Raw genomic sequence first — 25206 nt, 5'->3', positions numbered from 1 at the left:
ATCCCCTGTGAAAAGCGTCCGTCACCACGTCGAGTGAACGACGTCCCGGAGGTAGCGGTCGTAGATGCTCTGCACGCCGGCATCGAACTCGGCGCCGAGAAGCGCGACGCGCCCCGCCTCGGCGTTGGCACGAGCCTGGTCCACGTTGCGGGCTCCCGGGATGACCGTCGAGATCTGCGGGTGCTGCCACAACCACGCGATGGCGGCGGCGGCGGGCGTCGTACCCTCCGGAGCCGCGTCCGCGACCAGGGCGGAGAAGTCACGAGCCGCCGCAAGGCCCGTGTCGAACGGAACGCCCGAGAACGTCTCGCCGACGTCGAAGGCCTCACCGTTGCGATTGAAGTTGCGGTGATCGTTCTCGGGGAACGTCGTCGACTCGTCGTACTTCCCCGAGAGCAGGCCCGAGGCCAGCGGCACCCGCGCGATGATGCCGACTCCGGCATCGGCGGCGACGGACAGCACCTCGTCGACGGGCTTGAGCCGGAAGGCGTTGACGATGATCTGCACGGTGGCCACGTTCGGTCGGCGGATCGCCTCGAGCGCCTCCGCGACCGTCTCCACGCTGACGCCGTAGTGCGCGATCGCCTGCTCCTCGACGAGGGTGTCGAGGGCATCGAACACCTGGTCGTCGCCGTACACGGCAGAGGGCGGGCAGTGCAGCTGCACCAGTTCCAGGGTGTCGACACCGAGGTTGCCGCGCGACCGGTCCACCCACGTGCGGAAGTTCGCGAGCGTGTAGTTCTCCGGCACCTGGTCGACGCGTCGACCCATCTTGGTCGCCACGGTGACGGTGTCCCGCAGGCCACGATCGGCCAGGAATCCGCCGATCACCCGCTCACTGCGCCCGTCCCCGTACACGTCGGCCGTGTCGAAGAAGGTGATGCCGCTGTCCACGGCGGCGTCGAGCACCGCCACGGCGTCCTCCTCGGACACGTCGCCCCAGTCGGCTCCCAACTGCCAGGTGCCGAGTCCGACGCACGACACCTGCCGGCCGGTGCGTCCCAGGGTGCGGTTCTCCATCGCGTTCATGTTTCTCATCTCGTCGGTGTACCCGAAGTTGGTGAACGACAAAGCCCCCCAGCTGCCGAGGCAGGTGGGGGGCTCATGGCGGTGGCGGAGGGATTTGAACCCTCGGACGGGGGTTACCCGTCACACGCTTTCGAGGCGTGCTCCTTAGGCCGCTCGGACACGCCACCGGCGGATACGTTACCGGATGGGTGGCGCGGATCCGAAATCGCGACATCAGGAGTCACGCTCGGGGTAGCTCAGTGGCCGGTGAGCTTGTCCTTGATGTTGGACGCGGCGTCCTTGACCTTCTCCACGCCGTCCTTGACAGCGGCGGAGGTCTGATCGCCCTGGCCCTCGGCCTTCAGGTCCTGGTCGCCGGTGGCGTCGCCCGCGGCTTCCTTGCCCTTGCCCTTGAGGTCTTCTGCCTTGTTGCCGATCTTGTCGTCGAGTCCCATGTGGTGCTCCTTCGAAGCGGAAGAACATGACGTCCACCCCTCCGTTTCGGCGAGGCGGGCGACGCAACGCTGCGTCTGGTGTTCTACCGGGCAGTAATACCCCGTCGACGGATCGCGTCAAACGTCGTTCGCGGTTCGAAAGAAGTCCCGAACCAGACCGGCCGCGTCGCTCTCGAGGACTCCGCCGACCACCTCCGGTCGGTGCGTCAGACGCCGATCCCGCACCACGTCCCACAGCGAGCCGACGGCGCCCGTCTTCGGTTCCCATGCTCCGAACAGCAGTCCGTCGACTCGCGAGAGCACCGCCGCGCCCGCACACATCGTGCAGGGCTCCAGCGTGACGACGAGAGTGCAGCCGGTGAGTCGCCAGCCGTCCCCGTGCCGTTCGGCGGCGGCGCGGAGCGCGAGCACCTCCGCGTGGGCGGTCGGGTCCCCGCGGCGTTCGCGTTCGTTGACCGCGGACGCGATCTCGTCACCGTCGGCGTTCACGACGACGGCACCCACGGGAACGTCGCCCGCCGGCGTGGTGCGGGCGACCTCCAGGGCGCGACGCATCCAGACGTCACGCAGGTGGAGAGGCACCACGGTCAGCGAGGCAGCTTGTCGAGCACCGCGGCGAACTCCGCGGCGAATCCCAGTCGCGCGGCGATCATGCCGAGCTGCTCGTCGGGGTAGAGGTCGGACTCGGCCAGGATGACGCCGAGGACCGGCTCGGGAAGACCCATGTCGCTCAGCAGATCCAGATCGCCCTCGTCCCAGGGCTCGACGTCGTCGAGCTCGTCCGGATCCAGATCGGGCACATCGACGTTCAGTCGGTCCAGGACGTCGGCCGCGATGTCGTAGTCGATCGCCGCGGTGGCGTCCGACAGCAGGACCCGCGTGCCCGACGGTGCCGGACGCAGCACGACGAAGAACTCGTCGTCGACATCGAGGAGCCCGAACACCGCACCGGCACTGCGGAGTTCACGAAGTTCGGTCTCGGCGGCACTGAGACTCGTCAGGGCGTCCGCGGACAACGGCCGGCACGTCCACGTGCCCTCCTCGCGGACGACCGCGATGGCGAACCCCTCAAGATCGTCGTAGTCGTCGGAGCGGTTGTCACCTCGACCCTGGGACGAGGTACTGCCTCCGCGCTGTGCAGCCATGCGCGCAACCGTAGTCCCACACCGTCGCCCCGGCGTGCAGACCTCCTTGTTCAGGGGAAACAGCGGGAGATTTCGGTGTCGTGCACCCGGCGGACGGTGCCGATGTGGAAATCTTCCCCCGGTGAACACACCCGACCGTCCCGTCTGCGTCCTGGGCCTCGGCCTCATCGGGGGCTCGTTACTGCGCGCCGTGGTCGACTCGGGTCGCCCGGCATGGGGTTGGAACCGATCGACCGGTGCCGTGGACGCCGCTCGCGCCGACGGGTACGACGTCACGGCGGACATCGCCTCCGCCCTCCAGCGCGCCGCCGAGGAGGACGCTCTCGTCGTCGTCGCGGTGCCCATGCCGGCGGTCGACACCGTCCTGGAATCGGTGGCCGCGCACGCGCCGCACTGCGTGCTCACGGACGTCGTCAGTGTGAAGGCGGAGATGGCGGCCGCGGTCGCACGTGCCGGACTCGGCGCTCGGTTCGTCGGCGGACATCCCATGGCCGGCACATCCGCCTCGGGGTGGCTCGCGGCCGACGTCGATCTCTTCCGCAACGCGGTCTGGGTCGTCACCGTGGACGACGACACCGACCCCGACGCCTGGCTCGCGGTCGCCGATCTCGCACTGTCCTCCGGATCCGTCGTCGTCCCGGCCCGAGCCGACGACCACGATCGCGCCGTCGCCCGCGTGTCCCATCTCCCGCATCTGCTGGCAGAAGCACTCGCCGCGGTGGGCGCGCAGGGCGGGGAGCTCACGTTGCGGCTGGCAGCCGGCTCGTTCCGCGACGGCACCCGTGTGGCAGGAACAGCTCCAGCCCTGGTCAGCGCGATGTGTGATGCCAACGCGCCCGCCCTGGTCGACGCGCTCGACGAGGCGCTCGCCGCGTTGCACAGCGCCAGGGACGCTCTCGTCGCCGACGCCTCGACCGAGACACTGGTGTCCGCGGGCCATGCGGCGCGGTCGCGCTACGACGAGCAGTTGCAGTGGTGGGAGATCACCGACGTCGTCGTCGGCTCGCCGTCCTGGCAGGGCGACCTCGTCGACGCCGGTCGCCGCGGCGGTGTGGTGCAGCGGCTGCCCCGGCGGGCGTGACGGTCCGACCCGTCAGATGCGCTCGGCGAGTCCCCGGTAGTCGGCGACGAACCCGTCCGAGTCGACGCTCACGGCCGACGTCCCGACGGGCGAGACCACCTCGAACTCGTGCGGACCGCGGCTGTAGGAGAGTGTCTCCGCGCGGGCGGTGAGGACCGGCAGACCCACGTACACGACGGGCACCTGATGATCGGCCGGGTTCGTCTGCAGGCCGAGACGACGAATGGCGAGCGTGTTGAAGAAGGGGCTCCACACCAGCTCGACGTCGAGCGCACCGCCGAACGAACTGCGGGTCGGTGACCCGTCGTCGACGAGCCAGTAGCCCTCGGAGTCGCGACTGATGGAGACCTGCTTCTCCCCCGACGCGACGGCTGCGCGTACGGACAACCGCTTGGTCACTCCCGATTCGTCCGTGACCAGGTCGTACGACGCGGAGAACGCCGGGTGTTCGTCGCACTCGCCGCCGATTATCCGGCCGGCGGCCTTGATCCGCTTGCCGTTGAGCTGGACGCGCACCGACTCCATACGCGGGGCGCTGTGCGCGCGCCACGTCAGGATGGCCGGCCACGACGAGCCCGTCACGTCGGCGGACGACAGGGAATCGGCGGTGGGTGTGGTCACGCGTTCACGGTAGATCACACGAGCACGACAAGTACCGGAGCCGGGCGAATTGCCTGTGAATCCGCGTCCCCGTCAACGTCCGAGTGCCCCGTTCTCGCGAGATGAAACGGTCACGAGCAGGGTTTTCGTCGACAGTGGGCGTGAGTCGGCGCACCACGCCCCCGTCTACGGGCGCTGCTCACAGCGGTGTCGCCCTCTCGGTCGGACGCCGTGTCGGTGTTCTCGAGTAGCCTCACTCGAGATCGACGTCGGTGTCCGGAGCCGCCGTCGCACACGACGGTGAGCGGGGGTACGCGTGTCCAGCCAGGGTGCCATGGTCGGCCTGTTCGCCGGCATCGGCGGTCTGGAGCTGGGCCTGGCGCGCAGCGGATGGTCCACCACTCAGCTCTGCGAGATCGACGCCGGCGCGGGGGCGGTGCTGCGCTCGCGCTTCCCCGACGTGCCGCTGCACACCGACGTCGCGACGCTGCGGGCGCTCCCCGCCGGAACAGAGCTGGTCGCAGCCGGTTTCCCGTGCCAGGACCTCTCACAGGCCGGTCGCACGGCGGGCATCACGGGCGCGCGATCGGGTCTGGTCGACGAGGTCTTCCGACTCGTCGCCCGCAAACGTGGTCCCCGGTGGCTGCTGATCGAGAACGTACCCTTCATGTTGCAGCTCGGCCGCGGCGCGGCGATGCGGCACATCACGCATGCGCTCGAGGATCTCGGTTACATGTGGGCGTATCGCGTCGTCGACGCTCGCTCGTTCGGCCTGCCCCAGCGGCGTCAGCGCGTCGTCATGCTCGCCTCACGTACGGACGACCCGCGTGAGGTGCTCTTCGGACCCGACGCGGGCATCCCCGAGGCCGGCGACGCCGACGTCCTCCCGTGCGGCTTCTACTGGACCGAGGGGGTGCGCGGCCTGGGCTGGGCGATCAACGCGGTGCCCACGCTCAAGGGCGGATCGACTCTCGGCATCGCCAGTCCCCCGGCCGTCCGGCTCCCGTCCGGCGAGCTGGTCACCCCGGGCATCTCGGACGCCGAACGGCTGCAGGGTTTCGACGCCGGGTGGACGGCCCCCGCCGTCGAGTCCCCGGGTGTCCGGGCCGGGCACCGGTGGAAGCTCGTCGGCAACGCCGTGAGCGTGCGCATGGCGACGTGGGTCGGCGAGCAGCTGGCCACCCGCACTCCCTACGACGAGGGGTCCGACACCGAGCTCGTACCCGGCCAGAGCTGGCCGTCGGCCGCGTGGGGCCGTGACCGTCGCGCGTTCGGGGTACCCGCGAGCACCTGGCCGGTCCAGCACCCCTACGAGGATCTGAGCGGATTCCTGGAGGAGTCGAAGTTGTTGTCCGCCAGGGCCACTGCCGGGTTCCTCAAGCGCGCACGCTCGGGTCGGCTGCGCTTCGCCCCCGGCTTCCTCGACACGGTCGAGTCGCACCTGCACCGGATGACCGATGATCCCGTCGTCCCCGAACCCGTTCGCGTGGCCTGATGTTCCCGTTGACGTTCGCACTCGACTTCGCCGGCGACCGTCCCGCGCCCGATGCCGACCGCGGGGAGAAGAAGAACTACGCGCAGCGCCTGTCCAACAACCTCGCGCAGGTGGTCGCCGATGCGTTGAGGCCTCGGTATCCGTCCATCACGCCCGACGCGCACGGCCTGGGCCAGGAAGCGCAGGTGGACGTCGCGAAGGGACGCAAGCGGCTCGACGTCAAGGCACTCGATCCGACGCTCGGCCTCATCCTCTGCGTGTCCGTGAAGACCTACAGCTTCCAGGACTACAGCCCCACGTCCGGTCGGCTCGGCCGCTGGACCAAGAACATCGTGCGCAACGACCACGAACTGCGGGGTGAGGCGATGGTGCTGCACCAGCGCCAGCCGTACAGCGTGCTCGTCGCCGTGATGTTCGAGCCCTGGTCGACGTGCGAGGACGGCGATCCCGCGAAGAGCAGCGACATCGGCAAGAGTTCGTTCGCGCACCACGTCACGACGCTGTCCAAGCGGTCGGGCCGCGGCAAGCGCCCCGTCGTCGGCATGCCGGGCCGAGCGTGGGTCGACCTCGGGGCCGAGGACACGCGCTACGACCTGTTCGAGAAGGTGTTCATCGGTCTCTACGAGCCGGACGGTCCGTACCGGGGTGAGGTGCGCTTCTTCGACGTCGACGACGCGCCGCCGCGCAACGGCCGTCCGTCGGACCGCACCACACTCTCGTTCGAGGAGTTCGTCGAGGTGGTGCACTCGGAAGTGGAGCGGCGCAACAGGTTCGCCCCCAGCTGGTCCGAGATCGACGACGACGAATGACGCCCGACGCTCGGACGACGCCGCCGACGGACGCCGCGACCAGTGCCCGGTTCAAGAAACAGAAGCGGCGTGACACCAAGCCCGAGGTGGCCTTGCGGAAGGAACTGCACCGAGCGGGACTGCGGTACTTCGTCGACAAGGCCCCACTGAAGGGCATGCGACGACGGGCCGACGTGGTGTTCCCGCGTCGCCGAGTCGCAGTGTACGTCGACGGATGCTTCTGGCACAGCTGCCCGGAGCACGCCACCCACCCGCGCAACAACGCCCAGTGGTGGGCGGACAAGTTGGCTGCCAACGTCGCTCGGGACCGCGACACGGATCGGCGACTGGACGAGGCCGGCTGGACCGTCGTGCGCATCTGGGAGCACGAGGATCCAGCCGTGGCAGCGGAGCGGGTCACCGAGGCAGTGCGCCCCGGCGACTGACGTCAGCGCTCGTGGCGTCCCGGAGTGTCGTGCGGGCCGACGACCGGCGCATCGGCGTGTCCGAGACCGGTTGTGCGGTCCGTGACGTTCCGGTCCGTGACGTTCCGGTCCGTGACGTTCCGGTCTGCGGGATTCTGATTCTGCTGTGCCGCGTTCGCGTCCTGTCGACGCGGGGTGCCGTCGTCGTGGACGGTCGGGTCCAGCTTGTTCGCCCGCTCCCACTCACGGTCCAGTTCGTCACGCCCGGTGGCGGCAGTGCCCTGGTGCTCCTGCGCGCGCTGCTGCGCGATGCGGGCCTCCGCTGCCGCGGCGTCCGCCTCGGCCTGCGCACGACGGGCGTCGGCCTCGGACTTCTGCGCGAGCGCCTCCGACCGCTCCACCTCCGCGCTGCGCTCGGCGGCCCGCTCTCGGATCTCACCGGCCTGCTCGACGCGCTTCTGCTTCGCCTTCTTCGACAGTGCGACGCCGACGGCGACGAGCAGCAACACCACCACGACCGCGATGACGATCCAGACAGCTGTGTTCATGACGGCTCCCGATGTTCGAGTGCGCGCACGGTTGCGCGCGGGACGGGGTACCCCTGGCGCCCGATTTCCACACGGGCCGCCTACCCTCGACCGCCATGACCACCGATGTCGCCTCTCGAGCCCTCGACGTACTGGTGATCGGCGGCGGTATCGCGGGTGCCTCGCTCGCCTGGGAACTCTCGTCCGATCGAACCGTGTGTCTCCTCGAAGGGGAGTCGACCCTGGCGATGCACTCGACCGGGCGGTCGGCTGCGATGTTCCTCGAGACCTACGGCAACCACGTCATCCGTGGCCTGACGACGGCGAGCAGGGCCTTCCTCGTGGACCCGCCGGACATGGTGCGCGGAACGGTCATGACTCCGCGCCCCTTCGTGCAGTTCGCACGTCCGGGTCGGGGCGACGCTCTCGCGGAGATGTTCACGACTCTGCGGACACTGTCTCCCGATGCCCGCCTGGTCGAGACCGCCGAGGCGGTGGACCGGGCGCCCCTCCTGCGGCCTGCGGCAGTCGAGGCGGCCGTCGTCGAACCGGGCGCACTCGACATGGACGTCGACGCGCTGCACCAGGGCTTCCTGCGCGGAGCACGCCGACGCGGATGCACCGTTCGTACCGGGGCGCGGGTCGTCGCGATCGACCGCGTCGGCGAGCAGTGGCGGGTCGATCTCTCGACCGGCGACACTCTCGTCGCCACGGTGGTGGTGAACGCGGCGGGTGCCTGGGCGGACGACCTGGCCGACCTCGCAGGCGTACCGAGGATCGGCCTGCAGCCGCGACGACGCACCATCGCCGTGATGGACGCGCCGCCCGAGATCGCCGACACCCACCACCCGCTGATCAGCGACATGGACGAGTCGTTCTACATCAAGCCGGAGGGTGTCCGTCTGCTCTGTTCCCCTGCCGACGAGACACCGTGCCCGCCCGGTGACGCGAAGCCCGACGATCTCGAGATCGCCCGCGCCCTGGACGAGATCGCGGAGGCGACCGTGGTGACGAGCCGCCGTGTCCGGTCGTCGTGGGCCGGTCTGCGCTCTTTCGTCGCCGATCGCACACCGGTGGTGGGGTTCGACCCGAGCGTGGAGGGCTTCTTCTGGTGCGCGGGTCAGGGTGGGTACGGCATTCAGACGTGCGCGGCACTGGCGCGCGTCGGTGCGGCGCTGGTCCGCGGCGAGCCGCTACCGGCCGATGTGACCGACCGGGGCGTCACCGCGGAGGACCTGGCGCCGGGCCGGCTGCGCTGAGCCGCACGGGGCTAGAGCCACTTCTGTCTCCGGAACACGATGTACAGCACGCACGACGCGGCCAGCATCGCGCTGACAGCCGCCGGATAGCCGAACGTCCAGCTCAGCTCCGGCATGTGCTCGAAGTTCATGCCGTAGATGCCGGCGATGAGAGTCGGCGCGAAGAGGATGGCGCCCCAGGACGAGATCCGCTTGACCTGCTCGTTCTGTTCCAGACTCACCTGGGTCATCGCACGCATCTCGTCGTTCTGCCGCTGACCCACCAGGGTGGTGTGCACCGACAGGGCGTTCTGCAGGTTGGCGCGGAACGAGTCGACGCGCTCGGTGATGCGGATCGCGTGGTCGAGCACGTCGCGCAGGTTGCGCCGCAGCTCGATGTCCACGTTGTACTTCTCCGATCCGCGGCCGAGGGCCTCGATCATCGACACCAGCGGGTGGGTCGCGCGCTGGAACTCGATCACCTCGCGGGAGAGCTCGTAGATGCGACGGGAGACGTCGGGATCGCCGGTGAACAGCTGGTCGTCGATCTCGTCGATGTCGTTCTCCAGACCGGCGACGACCGGTTCGTACTCGTCGACCACCTGATCGAGGATCGCGTACAGCACGGCCTCGGTTCCCAGTTCGAGCAGCTTCGGCGCACCTTCGAGCCGTTTACGGACCACGCCCAGGTCGGGTGACTCGGCATGGCGGATGGTGACGACGAAATCGGGACCGCAGAACACGTGGAGCTCGCCGAACTCCACCTTCTCGGTCTCGTCGATGTAGCGCGCGGGGTGCAGGACGACGAACAACTGATCGCCGTAGCGTTCGAGCTTGGGCCGCTGGTGCGCTTGGACGGCATCCTCGACCGCCAATCGGTGCAGCCCGAATTCGGTTGCCACCGAGTCGATCTCGGTCTTGTCGGGACGATACAGCCCGATCCACGCCATGCCGCCGCACGCCCGCAGGAGCTCGTACGTGCGATCCAGACTCTCCGGCTCGTCGGTACGCGCCCCGTGCACGTACACGGCGTTGTCCACGATCGGCACAGTTCACCCCTCGTCGTCGCACGTCCGCCGCCCGTCGGGCGGCTACCAGGACGCTCGCATCCAAACCTCGGACACGAATCTTCGTCCACCGCGACGACGGAAGCGAAACGGACTCGTTTCTGTCCACAATCGTCCGTTTACGGACGCGGATCCGCGCCGTGGCGATAGCGTGTGACCTGTGGCAGAACGCGGCGCACGACCCCAGGTTTCGGTATTCCGCCGAACCATGCTCAAGGCATTCAAACATCTGTCGAACCCGCTGAGGCCGGACGACTACTTCGAGATGATCAATCCGTTGTGGACCACCCAGGAGCTCCGCGGGAAGGTCGACCGGGTCGAGAGGGAAGGCACCGACGCGGTGTCGGTGTTCATCAGGCCCGGGTACGATTGGGGTGGGCACCAGCCCGGCCAGTACCTCCGACTGGGCGTGGTCATCGACGGCCGCTATCACTGGCGCGCCTACTCGATCACCTCCGATCCGCACGGCGACCACGGCCTGATCTCCGTCAGCCCCAAGCTGGTTCCCGAGGGCACGGTGTCCCCGTACCTGGTGCGGGGCATCAAGCCGGGCGACATCGTGCGACTGAGCGAGATCGAGGGAGTCTTCACCCTCCCCGATCCCGTGCCCGCCAAACTGCTCTACATCAGCGCGGGCAGTGGCATCACGCCGATCATGAGCATGTTGCGCGAACTCGACCACCTCGACGCCATGCACGACGTCGTGGTCATCCACTCCGTGCACAGTCGCGACCAGACGATGTTCTCCGAGACCCTCGAGCGCCTCGATCGCAAGCACTCGTCGCTGCGTCTCGACCTTCGGGTGACCGAGGAGCGAGGTCGGATGAAAGCCACCGATCTGGACGAGTTGTGCCCCGACTGGCGTGAGCGCGAGGCATTCTGCTCCGGTCCAGGCGACCTGTTGGACGATCTGCGCGACTACTGGAAATCCGAGGGTGACCCGGAGAAATTCCACTACGAAAGTTTCCAACCCGTCATCGGTGGCGGTGACGAAGAAGGAGAGGGCGGCACTGTCCGCTTCATCCGTAGCGACACCGACGTCGAATGCGACGGAGGCACACCCATTCTCGCGGCCGGGGAGGAAGCGGGGCTGGATCTCAAGTTCGGTTGCAGGATCGGCATCTGCCACACCTGCACCGGAACCCTGAAGAAGGGACGTTTGAGAGATCTACGTAATGGGGAAGTCTCCGAGCCTACGGGGCAGGCGGTACGCATCTGCGTGAACACCGCCGAGGGAGATATCGAAATCGATCTCTGACGAGACCGATTCACATGCAGTAACAGGGAGGGTTCGTCATGAGTATCGACACCGGGAAAAAGACCGAAGTGTCCATCGAGAGTCCGCTCGCACATCTCAGCGAAGAGACCATCGAACAGCTTGCCAAGGAATTCGACGCCATTCACGACGAGGTCTACGCCGACCTCGGTGAGCGCGATCGCAACTACATCACCACGGTCATCGCGGCGCAGCGCCAGCTCGCTGTCGCGGGGCGCGTGATCCTCTTCGGCTCCAAGAGCCGCACCGCCTGGGTGGCCGGAACGGCCTGCCTGGGTGTGGCCAAGATTCTCGAGAACATGGAGATCGGCCACAACGTCATGCACGGCCAGTGGGACTGGATGAACGATCCGGACATCCACTCGTCGGTGTGGGACTGGGACACCGCGTCCACCGCCGAGGCCTGGAAGCACTCGCACAACTACGTGCACCACACGTACACCAACATCCGCGGCAAGGACAAGGATCTCGGCTACGAGATCATGCGGATCGACCCGAACCAGCCGTGGTCGCCCGTCTACCTCGCGCAGCCGTTCTACAACCTGCTGCTGATGGCCTTCTTCGAGTGGGGCGTCGCGCTCCACGACCTCGACATCGAGGCCATCCGCAAGGGCGAGAAGCCCATGAAGGACCTGCTCACCGATCTGCGCGGTATCGGGACCAAGGCGCGCCGTCAGATCGTCAAGGACTACATCGGCTGGCCCGCGGTCAGTGCGCTCGCCTACGGCGCGGTGCAGGTCGTCTCGGGTGGACGCGTCTCGGGCGCCGGCAAGTCGAAGCTGGGTGCGCGGTTGCGCTCTCTGAGCTCGTCGAAGGCGACCAACTCCGTGGCCAAGGTTCTGGACAAGCACGGTGCCGGCATCGAACGCACCTTCGTCGCCACGGTGACGGCGGACTTCGTCGCCAACATCATCCGCAACCTGTGGTCGCACGGCATCATCTTCTGCGGTCACTTCCCGGACCAGGCGTACACGTTCAGCAAGGAAGAGACCGAGAACGAGACCCGCGGCGGCTGGTACGTCCGCCAGCTCGTCGGAGCGGCCAACATCGAGGGCTCGTCGCTGTTCCACCTGATGAGTGGCAACCTCAGCTACCAGGTCGAGCACCACCTGTACCCGGACATGCCCAGCACCCGGTACAAGGAAGTCGCGCCGAAGATCAAGGACATCTGCGAGCGCTACCAGCTTCCGTACAACTCGGGCCCCTTGATGAAGCAGTGGGGATCGGTGCAGCGCACCATCATTCGACTCGCCTTCCCCGGCGGCAAGATGGCCCCGAAGCCCGGACCGTACCGCGGCGAGCGCGTCGGGGGTTCCTCGTCGAAGCCCAGCGAGGCGGCTCGTTTCCGCAACCGCGTGCCGGCGGGTCATCCCGACTCGGGCCCCGAGCACAACGGTGGCGGCGTCGAGGCGAAGCTTCCTCCGCGCGGGGAGTGACGACGCGCTGCCGGTGACGGCAGCACTGATCTGACGAACGAGTGGTGTCGACCGGCGTTCTCTGGATACCCGAGTGAATCGGGCCGGAGACGCCGGTCGTTTCCCATTTCGGAGGTGGTTCGTGGCGCTCGACGGCCTAGACCCCGCCCTTCTGACGGGTGTGTTCGAGAACGCGCCCGAGCTGGTGTCCCTGTCCGCACGGGACGGCCGCATACTCCACCTGAACCCGGCGGGCCTCGCGCTCGTCGGCGCACCGTCACTCGACGCCGTGCTCCGCCTGACCACGGCGAACTTCTTCTCCGACGTCGGTCTGCTCGCTGCGCCCGACGTGGAACGATCGCTGCACACCACCGGCCACTGGCAGGGTGTCGGCGAACTCCGGCGGCTCGACACCGGAGAACCCGTACCGGTCTCCATCTCGACGTTCCTGGTTCCCGCGGGTGAGCGCGACGAGCCGGTGATCGCGTCGATCATGCGTGATCGACGGCTGCGAACCAGTCACGAGAGCGCCCTCACCGACGTCCTGGAATCGGCCGCCCACCGGGCTCGCGAGCAGAGTGCTGTCGGCCTGTTGGGGCGGCTCGCGGTCGACGGTGATCTGACAACCATTCTGGACGCGACTACCAGCGCCGCCTCGTCGTTGATGGGTACGGAGTGCGCGTCGATCGCACGCCTCGACGACACCCGCACCGCGTTGCGCGTCGTCGCCTACAGCGGGGTGAGCGAGCGGCCCGAGGTGTTCGGAACCGGTACCCGCTCGGCTCCGGGCCTCGCCCTCTCCTCCGGCTCGGTGGTCATCTGTTCCGACGCGCGGACCGAGTCGCGATTCGACACCACGACGATGCGCTCGCGCGGACTGCTCAGCGCCGTCTGCGTCCCGTTCGACTCCACGCCTCGGCCCGGGGTGCTGGCCGCGCACAGCGCGGCTCCGCGGGAGTACACGGATCGGGACGTGACGTTCCTGCGGACGGCCACGGACATCCTGGTCGCGGCGATCCGGCGTATCGAGCTCGAGAACGAACTGCGGTACCGATCACTCCACGATCCGCTCACCGGTCTGGCCAATCGAGCGCTCGCGTACCGACGTATCGACGAGGCCGTGGCTCGCGCCGCGGACAGCGAGACCACCGTCGCGGTCCTGCTGGCCGATCTGGACGACTTCACGACCGTCAACGACAGCCTCGGACACATGAGTGGAGACGCGGCGCTGATCACATTGGCGCGCAAGCTCGAACGCACGGTGGCGGTCGGCGACACGGTCGCACGGCTGGGCGGCGACGAATTCCTGGTCGTGTGCGACCACGTGGAGGACGAGGCCGATGCACGGAGCCGGGCAGCGCGCATCTCGACAGCGTTGGCCACGATCGATCCGCAGGGCGATCAGCCCATCCCGTTCAGTGCGAGCATCGGGATCGCCGTGGCCGGTGACGACGAGCCCTCCGCACAGGAGATGGTGCGCCGAGCGGATCTGGCCATGTATCGCGCCAAGGGCACGGCACCGGGGACCACGGACGTGTACGACGTGCGCGACCGCTACGAGGCCGATCGCGTGTTCCGGCTCGCCGCGGACCTCCGGCGATCACTCGTCGACGGTGAACTGCGGCTCGTCTACCAGCCGATCGTGGACCTCGCGACGGGCACGATCATCGCCGTGGAGGCCCTGGCGCGCTGGGATCACCCGACACTCGGCAGCGTGCCACCGCGTGAGTTCGTCGCGGTCGCGGAACGCACCGGCGTGGTCGGGCAGCTGGGTCTGTGGGCGCTCGAGACCGCGTGCACGGACGCGGTGCGCTGGCCCGAGGACGTCTCGGTGCGCGTGAACGTGAGCGCTCACCAACTCAACGATCCGGAGTTCGTGCAGTCGGTCCGACGCACGCTCGACAGGACCGGACTGCCGACGACGCGTCTCGGGTTGGAGATCACCGAGACGGTGTGGGTGAAGGAGAACGCGCGCGTGGCCACCACTCTCGACGCGCTGCACGCGATGGGGGTGTCGTTGGCACTCGACGATCTGGGAACCGGCCACAGCAGCATCGCGTACCTGGACCGCTATCCGATCTTCGATTGTCTCGAGATCGACGGGTCGTACGTCAACGCGCTTCCCGGGGCGAGACCACACGCCATCGTGGCCGCGATCGTGTTGCTGGGCACTGCATTCGGAGTGGACGTGGTCGGTGAGGGCATCGAGACCGCCGAACAGGTCGAGGCGTACCGCGCATGCGGCGGCCGCCTCGCACAGGGCTTTCACCTGGCGCGACCGATGCCCGCCGCGGCGATCGGACGACTCCTGCTGGAGGGCGTTCGATCGCCGCGGTGACGCGTCACTTGACGGCGCGGCGTACCCGGATCGCGCCCGAGATGGTCCAGGCGATGACGGCACCGATGACAGCGGCACCGAGGAGTGCGACACCCTGTGCCAGATCGAAGTTCCACCCGATGAAGTTGATGGTCGTGTGCACGGTGTTCTGCAGGATGAAGATCACCAGTGCGATCGTGAGGAGCAGCGCGATCAGGAGAGACAGCTTCGAGACGAAGCCTCCGGCACGGCGACGTCCGGTGTGTGCGTGGGTGGTGGTGTCGGTCATGGTGGTGCCTTTCGCGATGTCGCCGGTCCTGGCCGGCGATCGAGTGAGCGGATGCTCGAAGGAGTGATGGTCCGCGGACCCGCGGAAGAAACATGTCCGTTCGGTCGGTTCGAGCGAGGTGTGCGTCGAACCCGACAGTGTCCGGACACACCACGGGCGGCGATGGACCCGCTGAGGGTCCGGCGCCGCCCGGGTGTGGAGTGGTGCAGTCTTACTTGAAGGTGTCCTTGACGTTCTCGCCGACCTTCTTCACGCCGGCCGAACCCTGGTCCTTCTTGCCCTCGGCCTCGAGGTCCTTGTTGTTGGTGGCGTCACCGACAACTTCCTTGGCCTTGCCGATGGCGTCTTCTGCTGCGTTCTTTGCCTTGTCGACGATTCCCATGATGAAACCTTTCGTTCGGAGCGACGGCGGGTGACCATCGCGTTCTGAAAGGTAAGTCGAGGCCCGGCGCGGAAAGCGCACGTCCATGCAGAGTGATCCCGGTCACAGCTACCCGCCGAGTGCGAACGCCACGAGAAAGCCGAGCGCGGTGGACATGCCCACCCACCAGCCGCCGTCCTTGTAGGCCTCGGGCATCAGGGAGTCCGCGAGCACGGCGAGAGTGGCACCGCCCGCGAACGCTTGGACCGTCGAGATGCCGACCTCCGGGACGGCGTCGGACAACTGGTGGCCCAGTACGGTGACCACCACGAGCACGACCGCCGTGGCCGTCCACAGGGTCATCGCCCGAGCCGCGGAGAAGTCGTGTCGGTCCCGCATCAACGATGCACCACCGACAGCCTCCGGAACGTTGCCCACCGCGACCGCCACCAGCAGCACCAGCCCGCCACCGGACGTCAGGGAGACACCCAGCGCGGTGTTCTCCGGGACTCCGTCGAGGATCGTGCCGAGCATCAGTGCCCACCCGATCGCTGCGGGCCCGAGCTTGTTCTCGATCAGATGGCTGGCCACGACGTACACACCCGCGCCCAGGAACAGCGCCGCGCCCGCGACGAGGATGCCGGCCTGACGGAACGCCGGCTCGAACAGTTCCGACGACACGGCGGCGATCATCGTCCCGGCACCGAAGGCCATGAGACCGGCCAACACCCGCTTCGGCAGTGTCCACCGCAGCCCGATCGCCGCACCGATCACCAGGGGAAGCGCCGTGCCGATGCCGTACAGGGCGGCGGTCAGCATCTCGATCGTCTCGTCACCGGCGGGGAGTACCCCGGTCCGCGTCGTCGAGTCATCCGATGACCTGCTCTCACAGACCCAGCGCGGTGACCACTGCCAGCAGGACGACGACGACGGGCAGGACGACGAGCCGGCCTGCGGCACCGGGGAGCACGTCCCGGTCCATGCCGTCGACGAGTCGGGAATGGGTCCTCGTCGAGAAGGCGACGGTCGTCACGGGGAGCACGGCACACAGCACTGCGAGTGCCACCAGCGGTGGATGATCCCGCACCGCACGCGCGACGATCAGGACCGTGACCGCCATGGCCAGTGCGGTCCGCACCCGCGCGAGCGTGGTGCGCTCGGCCTGCAGGCCCGGTGCCTCCGTCACAGGTACAGCCCCACCGCGAACGCCACCACGGCGATCACCAGACCCCCCGCGAGCAGCGCCGCCGCAGCGGGGAGAGGCAGTGACGCCCGCCGACGCATGGCCGTCTCGATACGGATCCAGCGCACGAACGACCCGACGGCCAGAACCGCCGCGAGAGTGAGCAGCCCCAGCACGAGGGTGGTTCTCAGCCACGGAGGCAGCAGATCCCCGCCGAACGCCTCGAGTGCCGCGGCCGTGGCCACGAGGCCGAGTGACGTCCTGATCCACGCCAGGAACGTCCGCTCGTTCGCGAGCGTGAATCTCGGATCGGGGTCACTGCCGTCGCGCAGTCCGGTCGGCCACAGTCGCACCGCACCCACTCTCGTCGGCGACGGCCCGCAGTGCCACAGCGGGTGTCAGCGGTTGGGGTGCCAGCGCTCGTAGGCGCGGCGTTCCGCCTCGTCCCGCGCGACCTTCTTCGGGTTCTGCAGGTCCGGCGACAACCCGTGCGCTTTGAGACGACGGCGACGGTTGGGTTCCATGTACGCGGCGGCGTAGAACAGCGCGAGCAGTACCGCCAGCAGTATCATCGCGCCGCGCAGCCACAACTCACCGGGGAACAGCAGGAACGCCGCGAAGATGGGGAGAAACGGCACCATGCTGCGCAGCAGATGACGCGGAACCGCACGATCACCGATCAGGTCCTCACGCACCCAGGCCTGCATGGACAGGGGCAACGTGCGGCCGAACGAATAACCGATCCACTGCAGCGGCCCCGGGCGAGTCCTGCTCATCGTGTGCTCCTCCGCTCGGTCGACAGTGCACCGGCCGCGATGGCCGCGGTGTTGATCCGGGTGAGCACCGCGTGAAGTTGTTCGAGCTCGCTCACGTCGACACCCAGAGATTCGATGACGGTGCCCGGTATGGACTCCGCCGAACCTCGCAACTGTCGCCCCTCGTCGGTCAGGTCGATCACCAGCCTGCGCTCGTCGGTGTCGCTCCGGCGCCGGGTCAGCAGACCGTCGGCGTCGAGCCGCTTGAGCAGCGGCGTCAGCGAGGCGGGTTCGAGTTGCAGAGCCGACGCGATCTCCCCCGCCGACATCGGTGCCCGCTCCCAGAGGGCGAGCATGACGAGGTACTGCGGGTGCGTCAGTCCGAGCGGTTCGAGAATCGGCCGATAGACCGAGAGCACCGCGCGGTTGGTGACGGCCAGGGCGAAACACACCTGACGGTCGAGCGCGAGGGGGTCGGTGGTGGTCACGGGTCCATCGTACGCTGATAGTGAGAGTACGTACTGTTCGATAGCTCACGGTTGGCTGGGCGGGGTGCTGTCGGTCGGGGGGTGGGCGCTGTGGGCTATGCGGTAGGCGATGCGGTAGGCGATGCGCACCCCTTACTGCAGGTGAACACCCACTCCGGCCGACTGAACGGGGCGCACGGCGCTGGGGCCTGTGCGGGTCGGGTGCGGCGCTGATCGCAGAGGCGCAGCCCCTGAGAGGGAAGCCACGATTCGGGCGGATGGGTTGGGCACCGGGCGATGTGCACCCCTTACTGCAGGCGAACACTTACTGCGGCCGGTTGGACGGGGTGTACGGCGCTGGAACCCGTGCGGGTCGAAGGACGGCGGTGATCGTGGACGGTCACCCCCGCAGAGCGGTGGCAGAAGTCCACGATTCGGGCGGATGGGTTGGGCACCGGGCAATGTGCACCCCTTCCTGCAGGTGCACACCCACTCCGGCCGGCTGTACGGGGTGTACGGCGCTGGAACCCGTGCGCGTGGTGCCGGCAACGCGTGCCGACACCACGCGAGACGATCAGGGCGTGGGGGCCTCGCACTCGGCCGGTGCGGGAGCACCCTCGGGCGCCGGAGCGCCCGGAGCTGCGCCCGGACCCTTACCTGCAGGCCCGTGACCGGCCGGACCACCATGGCCGGGGCCCGCCGGGCCACCGTCAGGACCGCAACCGGGCGCAGGCGGAGCCGGCGCGCCCTCGGGGGCAGCCGGTGCACCCTCAGGCGGGGTCGGGGCGCCCTCGGGAGGAGTCGGAGCATCCTCACCCGCAGCAGGCGGAGTGGGAGCATCCTCGGGCGGAGTCGGAGCATCCTCACCCGCAGCAGGCGGGGTCGGAGCACCCTCGGGCGGAGTCGGAGCACCCTCAAGCGGGGTTGGCGCACCCTCGGGCGGAGTCGGTGCACCCTCGGGCGGGGCCGGAGGCGTCGCGCACGTCGCACCGGCGTCGGGTGCCGCAGCGTCGGGTGCGGGCGCCGAGGCGTCGGGCGCCGCGCTCTCGGAGACCGGGGGCGCCTCGCCCGGGCCGTCGGCGGACGCGGTTCCCACCGCTCCGAGGAGCAGCCCACCGGCGAGCACTGCTCCGGCGATCAGTCGGCCTGTCCTGACACGCATGACTCTTGTCGACATTGTCGTCCTCATCTCTCGTCGGCACCGGGCGGCGCCGTTCGTGAGGTCGACACTCGATCGTGGACCTGAAGCCTGCCTGAAGTCGCGGCGATCAGGGCCTCGTCTTCAGCAAGTCTTCAGCTCGGGACCCGCATAGTGGTGTCGTGACCGAACGGCGACCCGCAGCGACCCCGAGAATCCTCGTGATCGAGGACAACGAGACGTTGCGGCTGTCCGTGTCCACCGCGATCGCGGACCTGGGTGCCGACGTCCGGTCCGACGCGGACGGTTCCGCGTTCGAGGCCGCGCTCGCGAACCATCGACCCCACCTCGTGGTCCTGGACATCATGCTTCCCGGCCGGGACGGACTCGAGCTCCTGCGGGTCGCGCGCCGCAGCAGCGACGCGGCGGTGCTGATTCTCACGGCGCGGGACTCGGTGTCCGACCGCGTCACCGGGCTCACCGCCGGTGCAGACGACTATCTGGTGAAACCGTTCGCGATGGCGGAGCTCCTCGCCCGCGTCACCGCGGTGCTCCGACGACACGGCGCGGTCGCCACCTCGATCGAGTGCGGAGACGTGTCGGTGGACACCGAATCGGGTGACGCCAGTCGGGGCGGCAACGCCCTCAACCTGACGGCCACGGAGTGGAAGCTGTTGTCCTACCTCGCCGCTCAGCGCGGGCGAACGGTGTCCAAGACCCAGATCCTGACGCAGGTGTGGGGGTACGACGCATACGACGAGAACCTCGTCGAGGTCCACATCAGCGCGCTGCGTCGCAAGCTCGAGGAGTTCGGCCCCCGCATCCTCCACACCCGGCGCGGCATCGGCTACGTGTTGGCCGCCGACACCGTGAGTCCGACGGCATGACGACCCCACCCCGTCGCGGTCTCCGCACCGGATCTCTGCGCCTGCGATTGCTGGTGTCGGTGATGTCGGTGGTGCTCGTCCTGCTCGTCGGTATCGTCGTGGCGACGACGGTGTTGCTGCAACGCCAGCTCGAGGCCTCGGCGGGAGACAGCCTCGCCGGCCGCACCGCCACCGCGCAGCAACTGCTGGACAACGGTGCCGATCCCACCGAGATCGTCTCCGCCACACAGGGAGAGAACGTGGCGGCGCAACTGGTGACGACGGACGGCCGTATCGTCGGCGACCTCGCGCTCCGAGCGACGACACCGCCGCCCGCACTACGCCCCCCGACGACGCCGGGAGACGGTCCCCCGCCGGGACCCCCACCGGGCCCGGAGGAGACGAGGCCGACGCGGGTCTCGACGACGACCCTGACCGACGGATCGGTTCTCACGGTCGCCGTCGACACGTCCTCGATCGACGCGGTGCAGCGGCAGCTGCTCGTGGTGCTGATTCCGTTGGTGCTCGTCGCGTCGGCGGTGGCGGCACTGCTCATGGCGGTGGTCGTCGGAGCATCGCTCCGACCGTTGCGCAGCATGACGGCACTGGCCCGCTCGATCACCCGGGGTAATCGCGGTGATCGACTCGCTCCCACCCGGTCGGACACCGAGCTGGGTGAGACCGCAACGGCATTCGACGAGATGCTCGACGAGCTCGAAGGAGCCGAGGCGCGCGAGCGTGCCACCGCCGATCGCACACGGCAGTTCGTCGACGATGCTGCTCACGATCTGAGAACGCCGGTCGCCGGGATCTCCGCCGCCGCCGAGACGCTGCTGCGGGGCGGCGTCGACACCGAGCGCGACGTGCGGGAACGACTGCTGGCGTCGATGATTCGTGAATCACGCCGCGCATCCCGGCTGATCGACGATCTGCTGATGTCGGCGCGCACCGACGACGACGTGGAGTTGGATCGGCATGACCACGACCTTCTCGCTCTGGCCCGTGCCGACGCCGACCGGGCGCGGCTGCTCGCACCGGACTCGACCGTCGTGGTGACCGGCGAGAGCGTGGTCGCGCCGGTCGACGCCGCACGACTCGCTCGAATCCTGGCCAACCTCACCGACAACGCGTTGCGCCACGGACCGCCGGACGGCGTCGTCACCGTCGACGTGCGCGACGCCGGTACCACCGCGACGATCCGGGTGTCCGACGAAGGACCGGGCATCGGCGCTCAGGATCGCGAGCGGATCTTCGACCGGATGGTGCGGCTGGACAGCGCTCGCACCTCGGAGGGATCGGGACTCGGCCTCACCATCGCCCGAACCTACGCGCGGGCCCACGGCGGCGACGTCGTGTACGACGGCACCGCCTTCGTCCTCAGTGTGCCTCGGTGACCGACTGCTCTGTGGGGGAACGGGTTCCGAGCACCACCCCGCCGAGGCCGATGATCGCGCTGACGAGCATGGTGACGGCCATCGGCACCGCGGTGCCTTCGCCGCCGAGTCCCACCAGCGGCGAGATGACCGCGGCGAGGCCGAACTGGGCCGCGCCCATGACGGCCGATCCCGTGCCCGCGGCCCGGCGCGCCTCTCCCAGTGCGAGAGTCGTCGCGTTGGCGATCACCAGACCCAGGCTGGCGACGGCGAACCACAGCAGTACCAGGGTCGCCCACAGGTAGGGCCCGACCACCGCGTCGACGACGAGCAGTGCCGAGAACGCGACCATCGAGACGAGACCGATGCGCAACAGCGCTTCCGGACGGACGCGGTCGACGAGCTTGGCGTTGGCACCACTGGTGACGACGATGCCGAGTGCGTTGGCCGTGAAGGCGATGGAGTACCACGTCGTCGAAAGCCCGTGCACCTCCTGCAGCACGAAGGGCGATGCAGAGATGTAGGCGAACATGACGCCGAAGCCGAAGGCGAACGCGCCCGCATAGCCCAGGAATCGCTTGTTGGACAGCACCTCCCGTGCGTCCGCGATCATGGTGGAGAGGCCGCCCGTGCTGCGGAGCTCGGCGGGATGACTCTCCGGCAGGAGTGCGAGCACACCCACGAACATCAGGACGGACACACCGGCGAGCACCCAGAAGACGCCGCGCCACCCTGTCAGACCGATGACCGCACCGCCGAGCAGCGGGGCGATGACGGGAGCGACTCCGTTGACCAGCACGAGGAGGCTGAACAGTTTCGCGGCCGCCGCGCCGCGTGCACGGTCACTGATGACGGCGCGGGAGAGAACGACGCCGGCGGCGCCGGTGAAGCCCTGGAAGAACCGGAACACGGTGAGCCACTCGACCGTCGGAGACCACGCGCACAGGATGGTCGCGATGATGGACACGAAAGTGCCCACGAGGAGCAAGGGGCGACGACCGAAGCGGTCGGACAGCGGCCCGATCACCAGGTTGCCGATCGCGAGACCGACGAGGAACGTCGTGAGGGTCAGCTGGATCGCCGTGGCGCTGACACCGAACTCCTCGGCCATGCGGGGGAATGCCGGCAGATACATGTCGATGGACAGGGGCGCGACGGCGGCAAGGAGCGCCAGCATCGCGATCACGCCGGACGCCACCGGCCGCGCGGCGGTCGAGTCGACGGTGTCGCCGGACCGAGTGTCGACGCTCATCGGGTGGCCTCCGTATTGGATATAACTTTATACATACTCACATGAGTAGAATGTCAGTCATGGCGTCTGGAAGTCCAGTGAGCGAGTCCGATGTGATCGACATCGCCCGCGAGGTGCGGGCTCTCGTGTGGTCGCTGCGCCGATTCGGCGAACGACAGTCCGGACTGCCCGCCCTCCCCCATTCCGAACTCGAGGTTCTGCGTGTGGTGGTCAGCCACGAAGGGACCACCGTCTCGGACGTCGCCCGCATGCTGGGCCTGCACAGCAGCAACGTCAGCACGACGGTGCGACGTCTGATCGACAAGGGGCTGCTCGCGCGGGACACCGATCCCGGTGACAGACGGTCGAGTCGGCTGCATTCCACCGCCACGGCACGTCGACACGGTGAGATGATCGACGACGTGTGGATCGACGCCGTCGGACGCCGACTCGCGGCCATGTCAGCGGAGGATGCGGCTCTGCTCACCCGTGCCGCGCCGCTCCTCGCGCACCTCACGTCCATGCCGACCGAACCCTGACGACTCCGCGGGGCGACCGAACCGTCATAGTGACGCCATGCTGATGTCGCTCCGCCTGCTCCGACAGATGGCGCCGTGGCGCACGGGACGCGGGCCGGTACGGGTCGACCCGACCCGTACGTGGTTCCGCGTCGCACCGTCCGATCTGGACGTGCTGATGCACATGAACAACGGTCGATACCTGTCCGTACTCGACGCGGGTCGAGTCGACATGTTCGTGCGCGGTGGCCTGTGGCGAGCCCTGCGTGGACGCGGGTGGCATCCCGTCGTCGCGTCACAGACCATCACGTACGTCCGCTCCCTCACCCTGTGGACGAAGTTCTCGGTGTCCACCCGCTTCCTCGGTGTCGACGCGAAGAACGCCTATCTCGAACAGATCTTCGACGTCGACGGACGTGTCCACGCGACCGCGATCGTCGCCCTCAGGTTTCTCGACGACAGCGGATCCTCGGTACCGACCGACGACATCGTCGCCCTGTTCGACGGCGATGCAGCCCCACTTCGCCGCCCGGACGCAGAGATTCCGCTCGGCCGACGCACTCAGCATCTCGTGGTCGCCGCATTCGAGGACGTCTGACCCTTCCGGGCGCGCATGCTCCTATATGGTCTCCTTCGAACCGCATCTGCGGCGAAAGGAGCCGACATGGTGACGACGAGGATCGCAGTGCTGGGGTGCGCGGCGGTGGTGGCACTGTCGCTCACGGGGTGCTCCTCGCCCGGACCGGCCGAAGACGGCATCACCGTGTTCGCTGCCGCGTCGCTGAAGGCGTCGTTCACCGAGCTGGGTGAGCAGTTCGAGCAGACCCGCCCGGGTACCACCGTGACGTTCACGTTCGCGGGGTCGTCCGATCTGGTGTCCCAGTTGTCGCAGGGTGCGCCCGGGGACGTTCTGGCCTCGGCGGACACGATCACCATGGACAAGGCACGGGACGCCGAGTTGATCGACGGTGACCCGGTCACGTTCGCGACCAACACTCTGACGATCGTCACTCCGCCGGGCAACCCCGCCGGGATCGGCTCGTTCTCGGACCTGGCGACGTCCGGGGCCACGGTCGTCGTGTGCGCGCCGCAGGTTCCGTGCGGTGCCGCCACCGAGAAGATCGAGACGGCCGCCGGGGTGAGCCTCACCCCTGCCAGCGAGGAATCGTCCGTGACGGACGTTCTGGGCAAGGTCACGTCCGGTCAGGCCGATGCCGGCCTGGTCTACGTCACCGACGCGGCCGGCGCCGGTGACGCCGTCGTCACCGTGCCGTTCCCGGAGGCGTCGGGCGCGGTGAACTCCTATCCCATCGCCGCACTGGCCGACTCCGGCGCACCGGACATCGCGAGCGCCTTCGTCGACTTCGTCTCCGGTCCCGACGGACGGAAGGTGCTGGCCGACGCCGGGTTCGGCGCGCCCTGAGAGACCGCCGGTGCGCCGAGGATCCGCCGCCACGGGGGAATCATTCCCGCGCGGACGGGGTTGGCTGAACGAGACGTTCGTTGCACGACCGAAGGAGAAGCACGTGAAGATCGGCATCATCGGAGCAGGCGACATCGGCGGAACCCTGACCCGACGGCTGCGCGCCGTGGGCCACGAGGTTGCCGTCGCCAACTCTCGGGATCCGGAGACCCTCGCGGATCTGGCGTCCGAGACCGGCGCCACCGCGGTCTGGGCGAAGGACGCCGCGACCGACGCGGATCTCGTCATCGTCAGCATCCCGCAGAAGAACACGCCGGACCTCGCGTCCGGCATCCTCTCGGCCCGCAAGCCCGGTGCTCCGGTGATCGAGACGAACAACTACTACCCGCAGCAGCGGGACGGCAAGATCGACGCGATCGAGGACGGCACACCGGAGAGCGTGTGGGTCTCGGAACTGCTGGGCGAGCCGGTCGTGAAGGCATTCAACGGAATCTGGTGGAAGCACCTCCTGAACAAGGGCGTCCCGGCCGGCACCGAGGGCCGCATCGCGCTGCCGATCGCCGGCGACGATGCCGACGCCAAGAAGATCGTGTCCGCCGTCATCGACGAGATCGGCTTCGACGTCGTCGACGCCGGATCGTTGGCCGACTCCTGGCGCCAGCAGCCGGGTACACCCGTGTACGGCAAGGACTTCGGAGTCGACGCGACGGTCGATGCGCTGGCGCAGGCGACCCCGGAACGCACCGCGGAGTGGAAGGCCTGACA

At 68.5% G+C, this 25206-nt stretch carries 29 protein-coding genes and 1 tRNA gene; 14 read left to right on the top strand and 16 right to left on the bottom strand.

The window, feature by feature from the left end; all coding sequences use genetic code 11:
• Nucleotides 1–21: 21 nt before the first annotated feature.
• The 5 genes from HQ312_RS20800 to HQ312_RS20780 form a co-directional block, all read right to left on the bottom strand.
• Nucleotides 22–1038: an aldo/keto reductase gene (locus HQ312_RS20800; RefSeq protein WP_235579009.1), complete on the bottom strand. Its 1017-nt coding sequence runs from the start codon at nt 1036–1038 to the stop codon at nt 22–24.
• A 67-nt stretch (nt 1039–1105) separates the two neighbouring features.
• Nucleotides 1106–1196, bottom strand: a tRNA-Ser gene (locus HQ312_RS20795).
• A gap of 69 nt (nt 1197–1265) precedes the next feature.
• Entirely contained in the window at nt 1266–1463 is a 198-nt protein-coding gene (locus HQ312_RS20790) for a CsbD family protein (protein ID WP_027506610.1), read from the bottom strand.
• Between the two features lie 117 nt (nt 1464–1580).
• Nucleotides 1581–2018, bottom strand: coding sequence for a nucleoside deaminase (locus HQ312_RS20785; RefSeq protein ID WP_027506609.1), 438 nt, complete (start codon nt 2016–2018; stop codon nt 1581–1583).
• 32 nt (nt 2019–2050) lie between these two features.
• Nucleotides 2051–2608 carry a tRNA adenosine deaminase-associated protein gene (locus HQ312_RS20780; protein WP_027506608.1) on the bottom strand — a complete coding sequence of 186 codons (558 nt, stop codon included), beginning with the start codon at nt 2606–2608 and terminating at the stop codon, nt 2051–2053.
• A 121-nt stretch (nt 2609–2729) separates the two neighbouring features.
• Here HQ312_RS20780 and HQ312_RS20775 point away from each other — a divergent pair, with 121 nt between their 5' ends.
• Complete coding sequence (locus tag HQ312_RS20775; protein WP_307096718.1) at nt 2730–3689, top strand: prephenate dehydrogenase; 960 nt, start codon at nt 2730–2732, stop codon at nt 3687–3689.
• A 12-nt stretch (nt 3690–3701) separates the two neighbouring features.
• Here HQ312_RS20775 and HQ312_RS20770 read toward each other — a convergent pair whose 3' ends face one another.
• Nucleotides 3702–4310, bottom strand: a complete 609-nt coding sequence (locus HQ312_RS20770; protein WP_269320107.1) for a putative glycolipid-binding domain-containing protein — start codon at nt 4308–4310, stop codon at nt 3702–3704.
• Nucleotides 4311–4623: 313 nt separating this feature from the next.
• On the opposite strand from HQ312_RS20770, the gene HQ312_RS20765 reads away from it, so the two are divergent.
• The 3 genes from HQ312_RS20765 to HQ312_RS20755 are packed head-to-tail and all read left to right on the top strand — an operon-like array spanning nt 4624 to nt 7018.
• The gene (locus HQ312_RS20765) at nt 4624–5784 is read left to right on the top strand and encodes a DNA cytosine methyltransferase (RefSeq protein WP_051613573.1); all 1161 of its coding nucleotides are present in this window, start codon (nt 4624–4626) and stop codon (nt 5782–5784) included.
• Nucleotides 5784–6593, top strand: a complete 810-nt coding sequence (locus HQ312_RS20760; RefSeq protein ID WP_056443224.1) for a hypothetical protein — start codon at nt 5784–5786, stop codon at nt 6591–6593. The genes HQ312_RS20765 and HQ312_RS20760 overlap by 1 nt, the downstream gene beginning before the upstream one ends.
• Nucleotides 6590–7018, top strand: a complete 429-nt coding sequence (locus tag HQ312_RS20755; protein WP_222641254.1) for a very short patch repair endonuclease — start codon at nt 6590–6592, stop codon at nt 7016–7018. Before HQ312_RS20760 ends, HQ312_RS20755 begins: the two co-directional genes overlap by 4 nt.
• Nucleotides 7019–7020: 2 nt before the next feature.
• Here HQ312_RS20755 and HQ312_RS20750 read toward each other — a convergent pair whose 3' ends face one another.
• Nucleotides 7021–7545 (bottom strand): hypothetical protein, encoded by a 525-nt coding sequence (locus tag HQ312_RS20750; RefSeq protein ID WP_222641252.1) that lies wholly within the window; start codon nt 7543–7545, stop codon nt 7021–7023.
• Nucleotides 7546–7640: 95 nt separating this feature from the next.
• On the opposite strand from HQ312_RS20750, the gene HQ312_RS20745 reads away from it, so the two are divergent.
• Nucleotides 7641–8783 (top strand): FAD-binding oxidoreductase, encoded by a 1143-nt coding sequence (locus tag HQ312_RS20745; protein ID WP_222641250.1) that lies wholly within the window; start codon nt 7641–7643, stop codon nt 8781–8783.
• An 11-nt stretch (nt 8784–8794) separates the two neighbouring features.
• On the opposite strand, the gene corA is transcribed toward HQ312_RS20745, so the two are convergent.
• Nucleotides 8795–9811: a magnesium/cobalt transporter CorA gene (corA, locus tag HQ312_RS20740; RefSeq protein ID WP_056443220.1), complete on the bottom strand. Its 1017-nt coding sequence runs from the start codon at nt 9809–9811 to the stop codon at nt 8795–8797.
• Between the two features lie 178 nt (nt 9812–9989).
• On the opposite strand from corA, the gene HQ312_RS20735 reads away from it, so the two are divergent.
• The 3 genes from HQ312_RS20735 (at nt 9990) to HQ312_RS20725 (ending at nt 14858) form a co-directional block, all read left to right on the top strand.
• A complete protein-coding gene (locus tag HQ312_RS20735; RefSeq protein WP_222641248.1) occupies nt 9990–11087 on the top strand; it encodes a ferredoxin reductase in 1098 nt (365 codons plus the stop codon).
• Between the two features lie 38 nt (nt 11088–11125).
• Nucleotides 11126–12541, top strand: coding sequence for an acyl-CoA desaturase (locus HQ312_RS20730; RefSeq protein WP_037186465.1), 1416 nt, complete (start codon nt 11126–11128; stop codon nt 12539–12541).
• Between the two features lie 121 nt (nt 12542–12662).
• Nucleotides 12663–14858 (top strand): EAL domain-containing protein, encoded by a 2196-nt coding sequence (locus HQ312_RS20725; protein WP_222641246.1) that lies wholly within the window; start codon nt 12663–12665, stop codon nt 14856–14858.
• Between the two features lie 4 nt (nt 14859–14862).
• Here the strand turns inward: HQ312_RS20725 and HQ312_RS20720 are convergent, their stop codons facing one another.
• The 7 genes from HQ312_RS20720 to HQ312_RS20690 form a co-directional block, all read right to left on the bottom strand.
• On the bottom strand, nt 14863–15126 hold the full coding sequence (locus HQ312_RS20720; protein ID WP_222626254.1) for a lipopolysaccharide assembly protein LapA domain-containing protein: 264 nt from the start codon (nt 15124–15126) through the stop codon (nt 14863–14865).
• A gap of 211 nt (nt 15127–15337) precedes the next feature.
• Nucleotides 15338–15508, bottom strand: a complete 171-nt coding sequence (locus tag HQ312_RS20715) for a CsbD family protein (protein WP_027506598.1) — start codon at nt 15506–15508, stop codon at nt 15338–15340.
• Between the two features lie 108 nt (nt 15509–15616).
• Nucleotides 15617–16306, bottom strand: coding sequence for a ZIP family metal transporter (locus HQ312_RS20710; RefSeq protein ID WP_027506597.1), 690 nt, complete (start codon nt 16304–16306; stop codon nt 15617–15619).
• Nucleotides 16307–16373: 67 nt separating this feature from the next.
• A complete protein-coding gene (locus tag HQ312_RS20705) occupies nt 16374–16673 on the bottom strand; it encodes a DUF202 domain-containing protein (RefSeq protein WP_222641237.1) in 300 nt (99 codons plus the stop codon).
• The gene (locus tag HQ312_RS20700; RefSeq protein WP_231476430.1) at nt 16670–17023 is read right to left on the bottom strand and encodes a YidH family protein; all 354 of its coding nucleotides are present in this window, start codon (nt 17021–17023) and stop codon (nt 16670–16672) included. The genes HQ312_RS20705 and HQ312_RS20700 overlap by 4 nt, the downstream gene beginning before the upstream one ends.
• A 45-nt stretch (nt 17024–17068) precedes the next feature.
• Nucleotides 17069–17446 carry a DUF5313 family protein gene (locus HQ312_RS20695; protein WP_204869587.1) on the bottom strand — a complete coding sequence of 126 codons (378 nt, stop codon included), beginning with the start codon at nt 17444–17446 and terminating at the stop codon, nt 17069–17071.
• Entirely contained in the window at nt 17443–17913 is a 471-nt protein-coding gene (locus HQ312_RS20690; RefSeq protein WP_027506593.1) for a MarR family winged helix-turn-helix transcriptional regulator, read from the bottom strand. The genes HQ312_RS20695 and HQ312_RS20690 overlap by 4 nt, the downstream gene beginning before the upstream one ends.
• A 1299-nt stretch (nt 17914–19212) precedes the next feature.
• Here HQ312_RS20690 and HQ312_RS22275 point away from each other — a divergent pair.
• The gene (locus HQ312_RS22275) at nt 19213–19917 is read left to right on the top strand and encodes a response regulator transcription factor (RefSeq protein ID WP_308123950.1); all 705 of its coding nucleotides are present in this window, start codon (nt 19213–19215) and stop codon (nt 19915–19917) included.
• Nucleotides 19914–21290: an ATP-binding protein gene (locus HQ312_RS20680; protein ID WP_027506591.1), complete on the top strand. Its 1377-nt coding sequence runs from the start codon at nt 19914–19916 to the stop codon at nt 21288–21290. The genes HQ312_RS22275 and HQ312_RS20680 overlap by 4 nt, the downstream gene beginning before the upstream one ends.
• Here the strand turns inward: HQ312_RS20680 and HQ312_RS20675 are convergent.
• Nucleotides 21274–22521 carry a multidrug effflux MFS transporter gene (locus tag HQ312_RS20675; RefSeq protein WP_082544391.1) on the bottom strand — a complete coding sequence of 416 codons (1248 nt, stop codon included), beginning with the start codon at nt 22519–22521 and terminating at the stop codon, nt 21274–21276. The genes HQ312_RS20680 and HQ312_RS20675 overlap by 17 nt on opposite strands.
• 77 nt (nt 22522–22598) lie before the next feature.
• On the opposite strand from HQ312_RS20675, the gene HQ312_RS20670 reads away from it, so the two are divergent.
• The 4 genes from HQ312_RS20670 (at nt 22599) to HQ312_RS20655 (ending at nt 25204) form a co-directional block, all read left to right on the top strand.
• Complete coding sequence (locus HQ312_RS20670) at nt 22599–23039, top strand: MarR family winged helix-turn-helix transcriptional regulator (RefSeq protein ID WP_027506590.1); 441 nt, start codon at nt 22599–22601, stop codon at nt 23037–23039.
• Nucleotides 23040–23076: 37 nt separating this feature from the next.
• Entirely contained in the window at nt 23077–23616 is a 540-nt protein-coding gene (locus HQ312_RS20665; protein WP_051613550.1) for a thioesterase family protein, read from the top strand.
• A gap of 66 nt (nt 23617–23682) precedes the next feature.
• Nucleotides 23683–24441, top strand: coding sequence for a molybdate ABC transporter substrate-binding protein (gene modA / locus HQ312_RS20660; RefSeq protein WP_222626248.1), 759 nt, complete (start codon nt 23683–23685; stop codon nt 24439–24441).
• Nucleotides 24442–24505: 64 nt separating this feature from the next.
• Complete coding sequence (locus HQ312_RS20655; RefSeq protein ID WP_222641287.1) at nt 24506–25204, top strand: NADPH-dependent F420 reductase; 699 nt, start codon at nt 24506–24508, stop codon at nt 25202–25204.
• Nucleotides 25205–25206 lie beyond the last annotated feature (2 nt).

Source organism: Rhodococcus sp. BP-316 (genome assembly GCF_019836105.1).
Classification (GTDB): Bacteria; Actinomycetota; Actinomycetes; order Mycobacteriales; family Mycobacteriaceae; genus Rhodococcoides.
The sequence above is the reverse complement of the archived record's forward strand: the minus strand, read 5'-3'. Positions and strand labels throughout refer to the sequence as shown.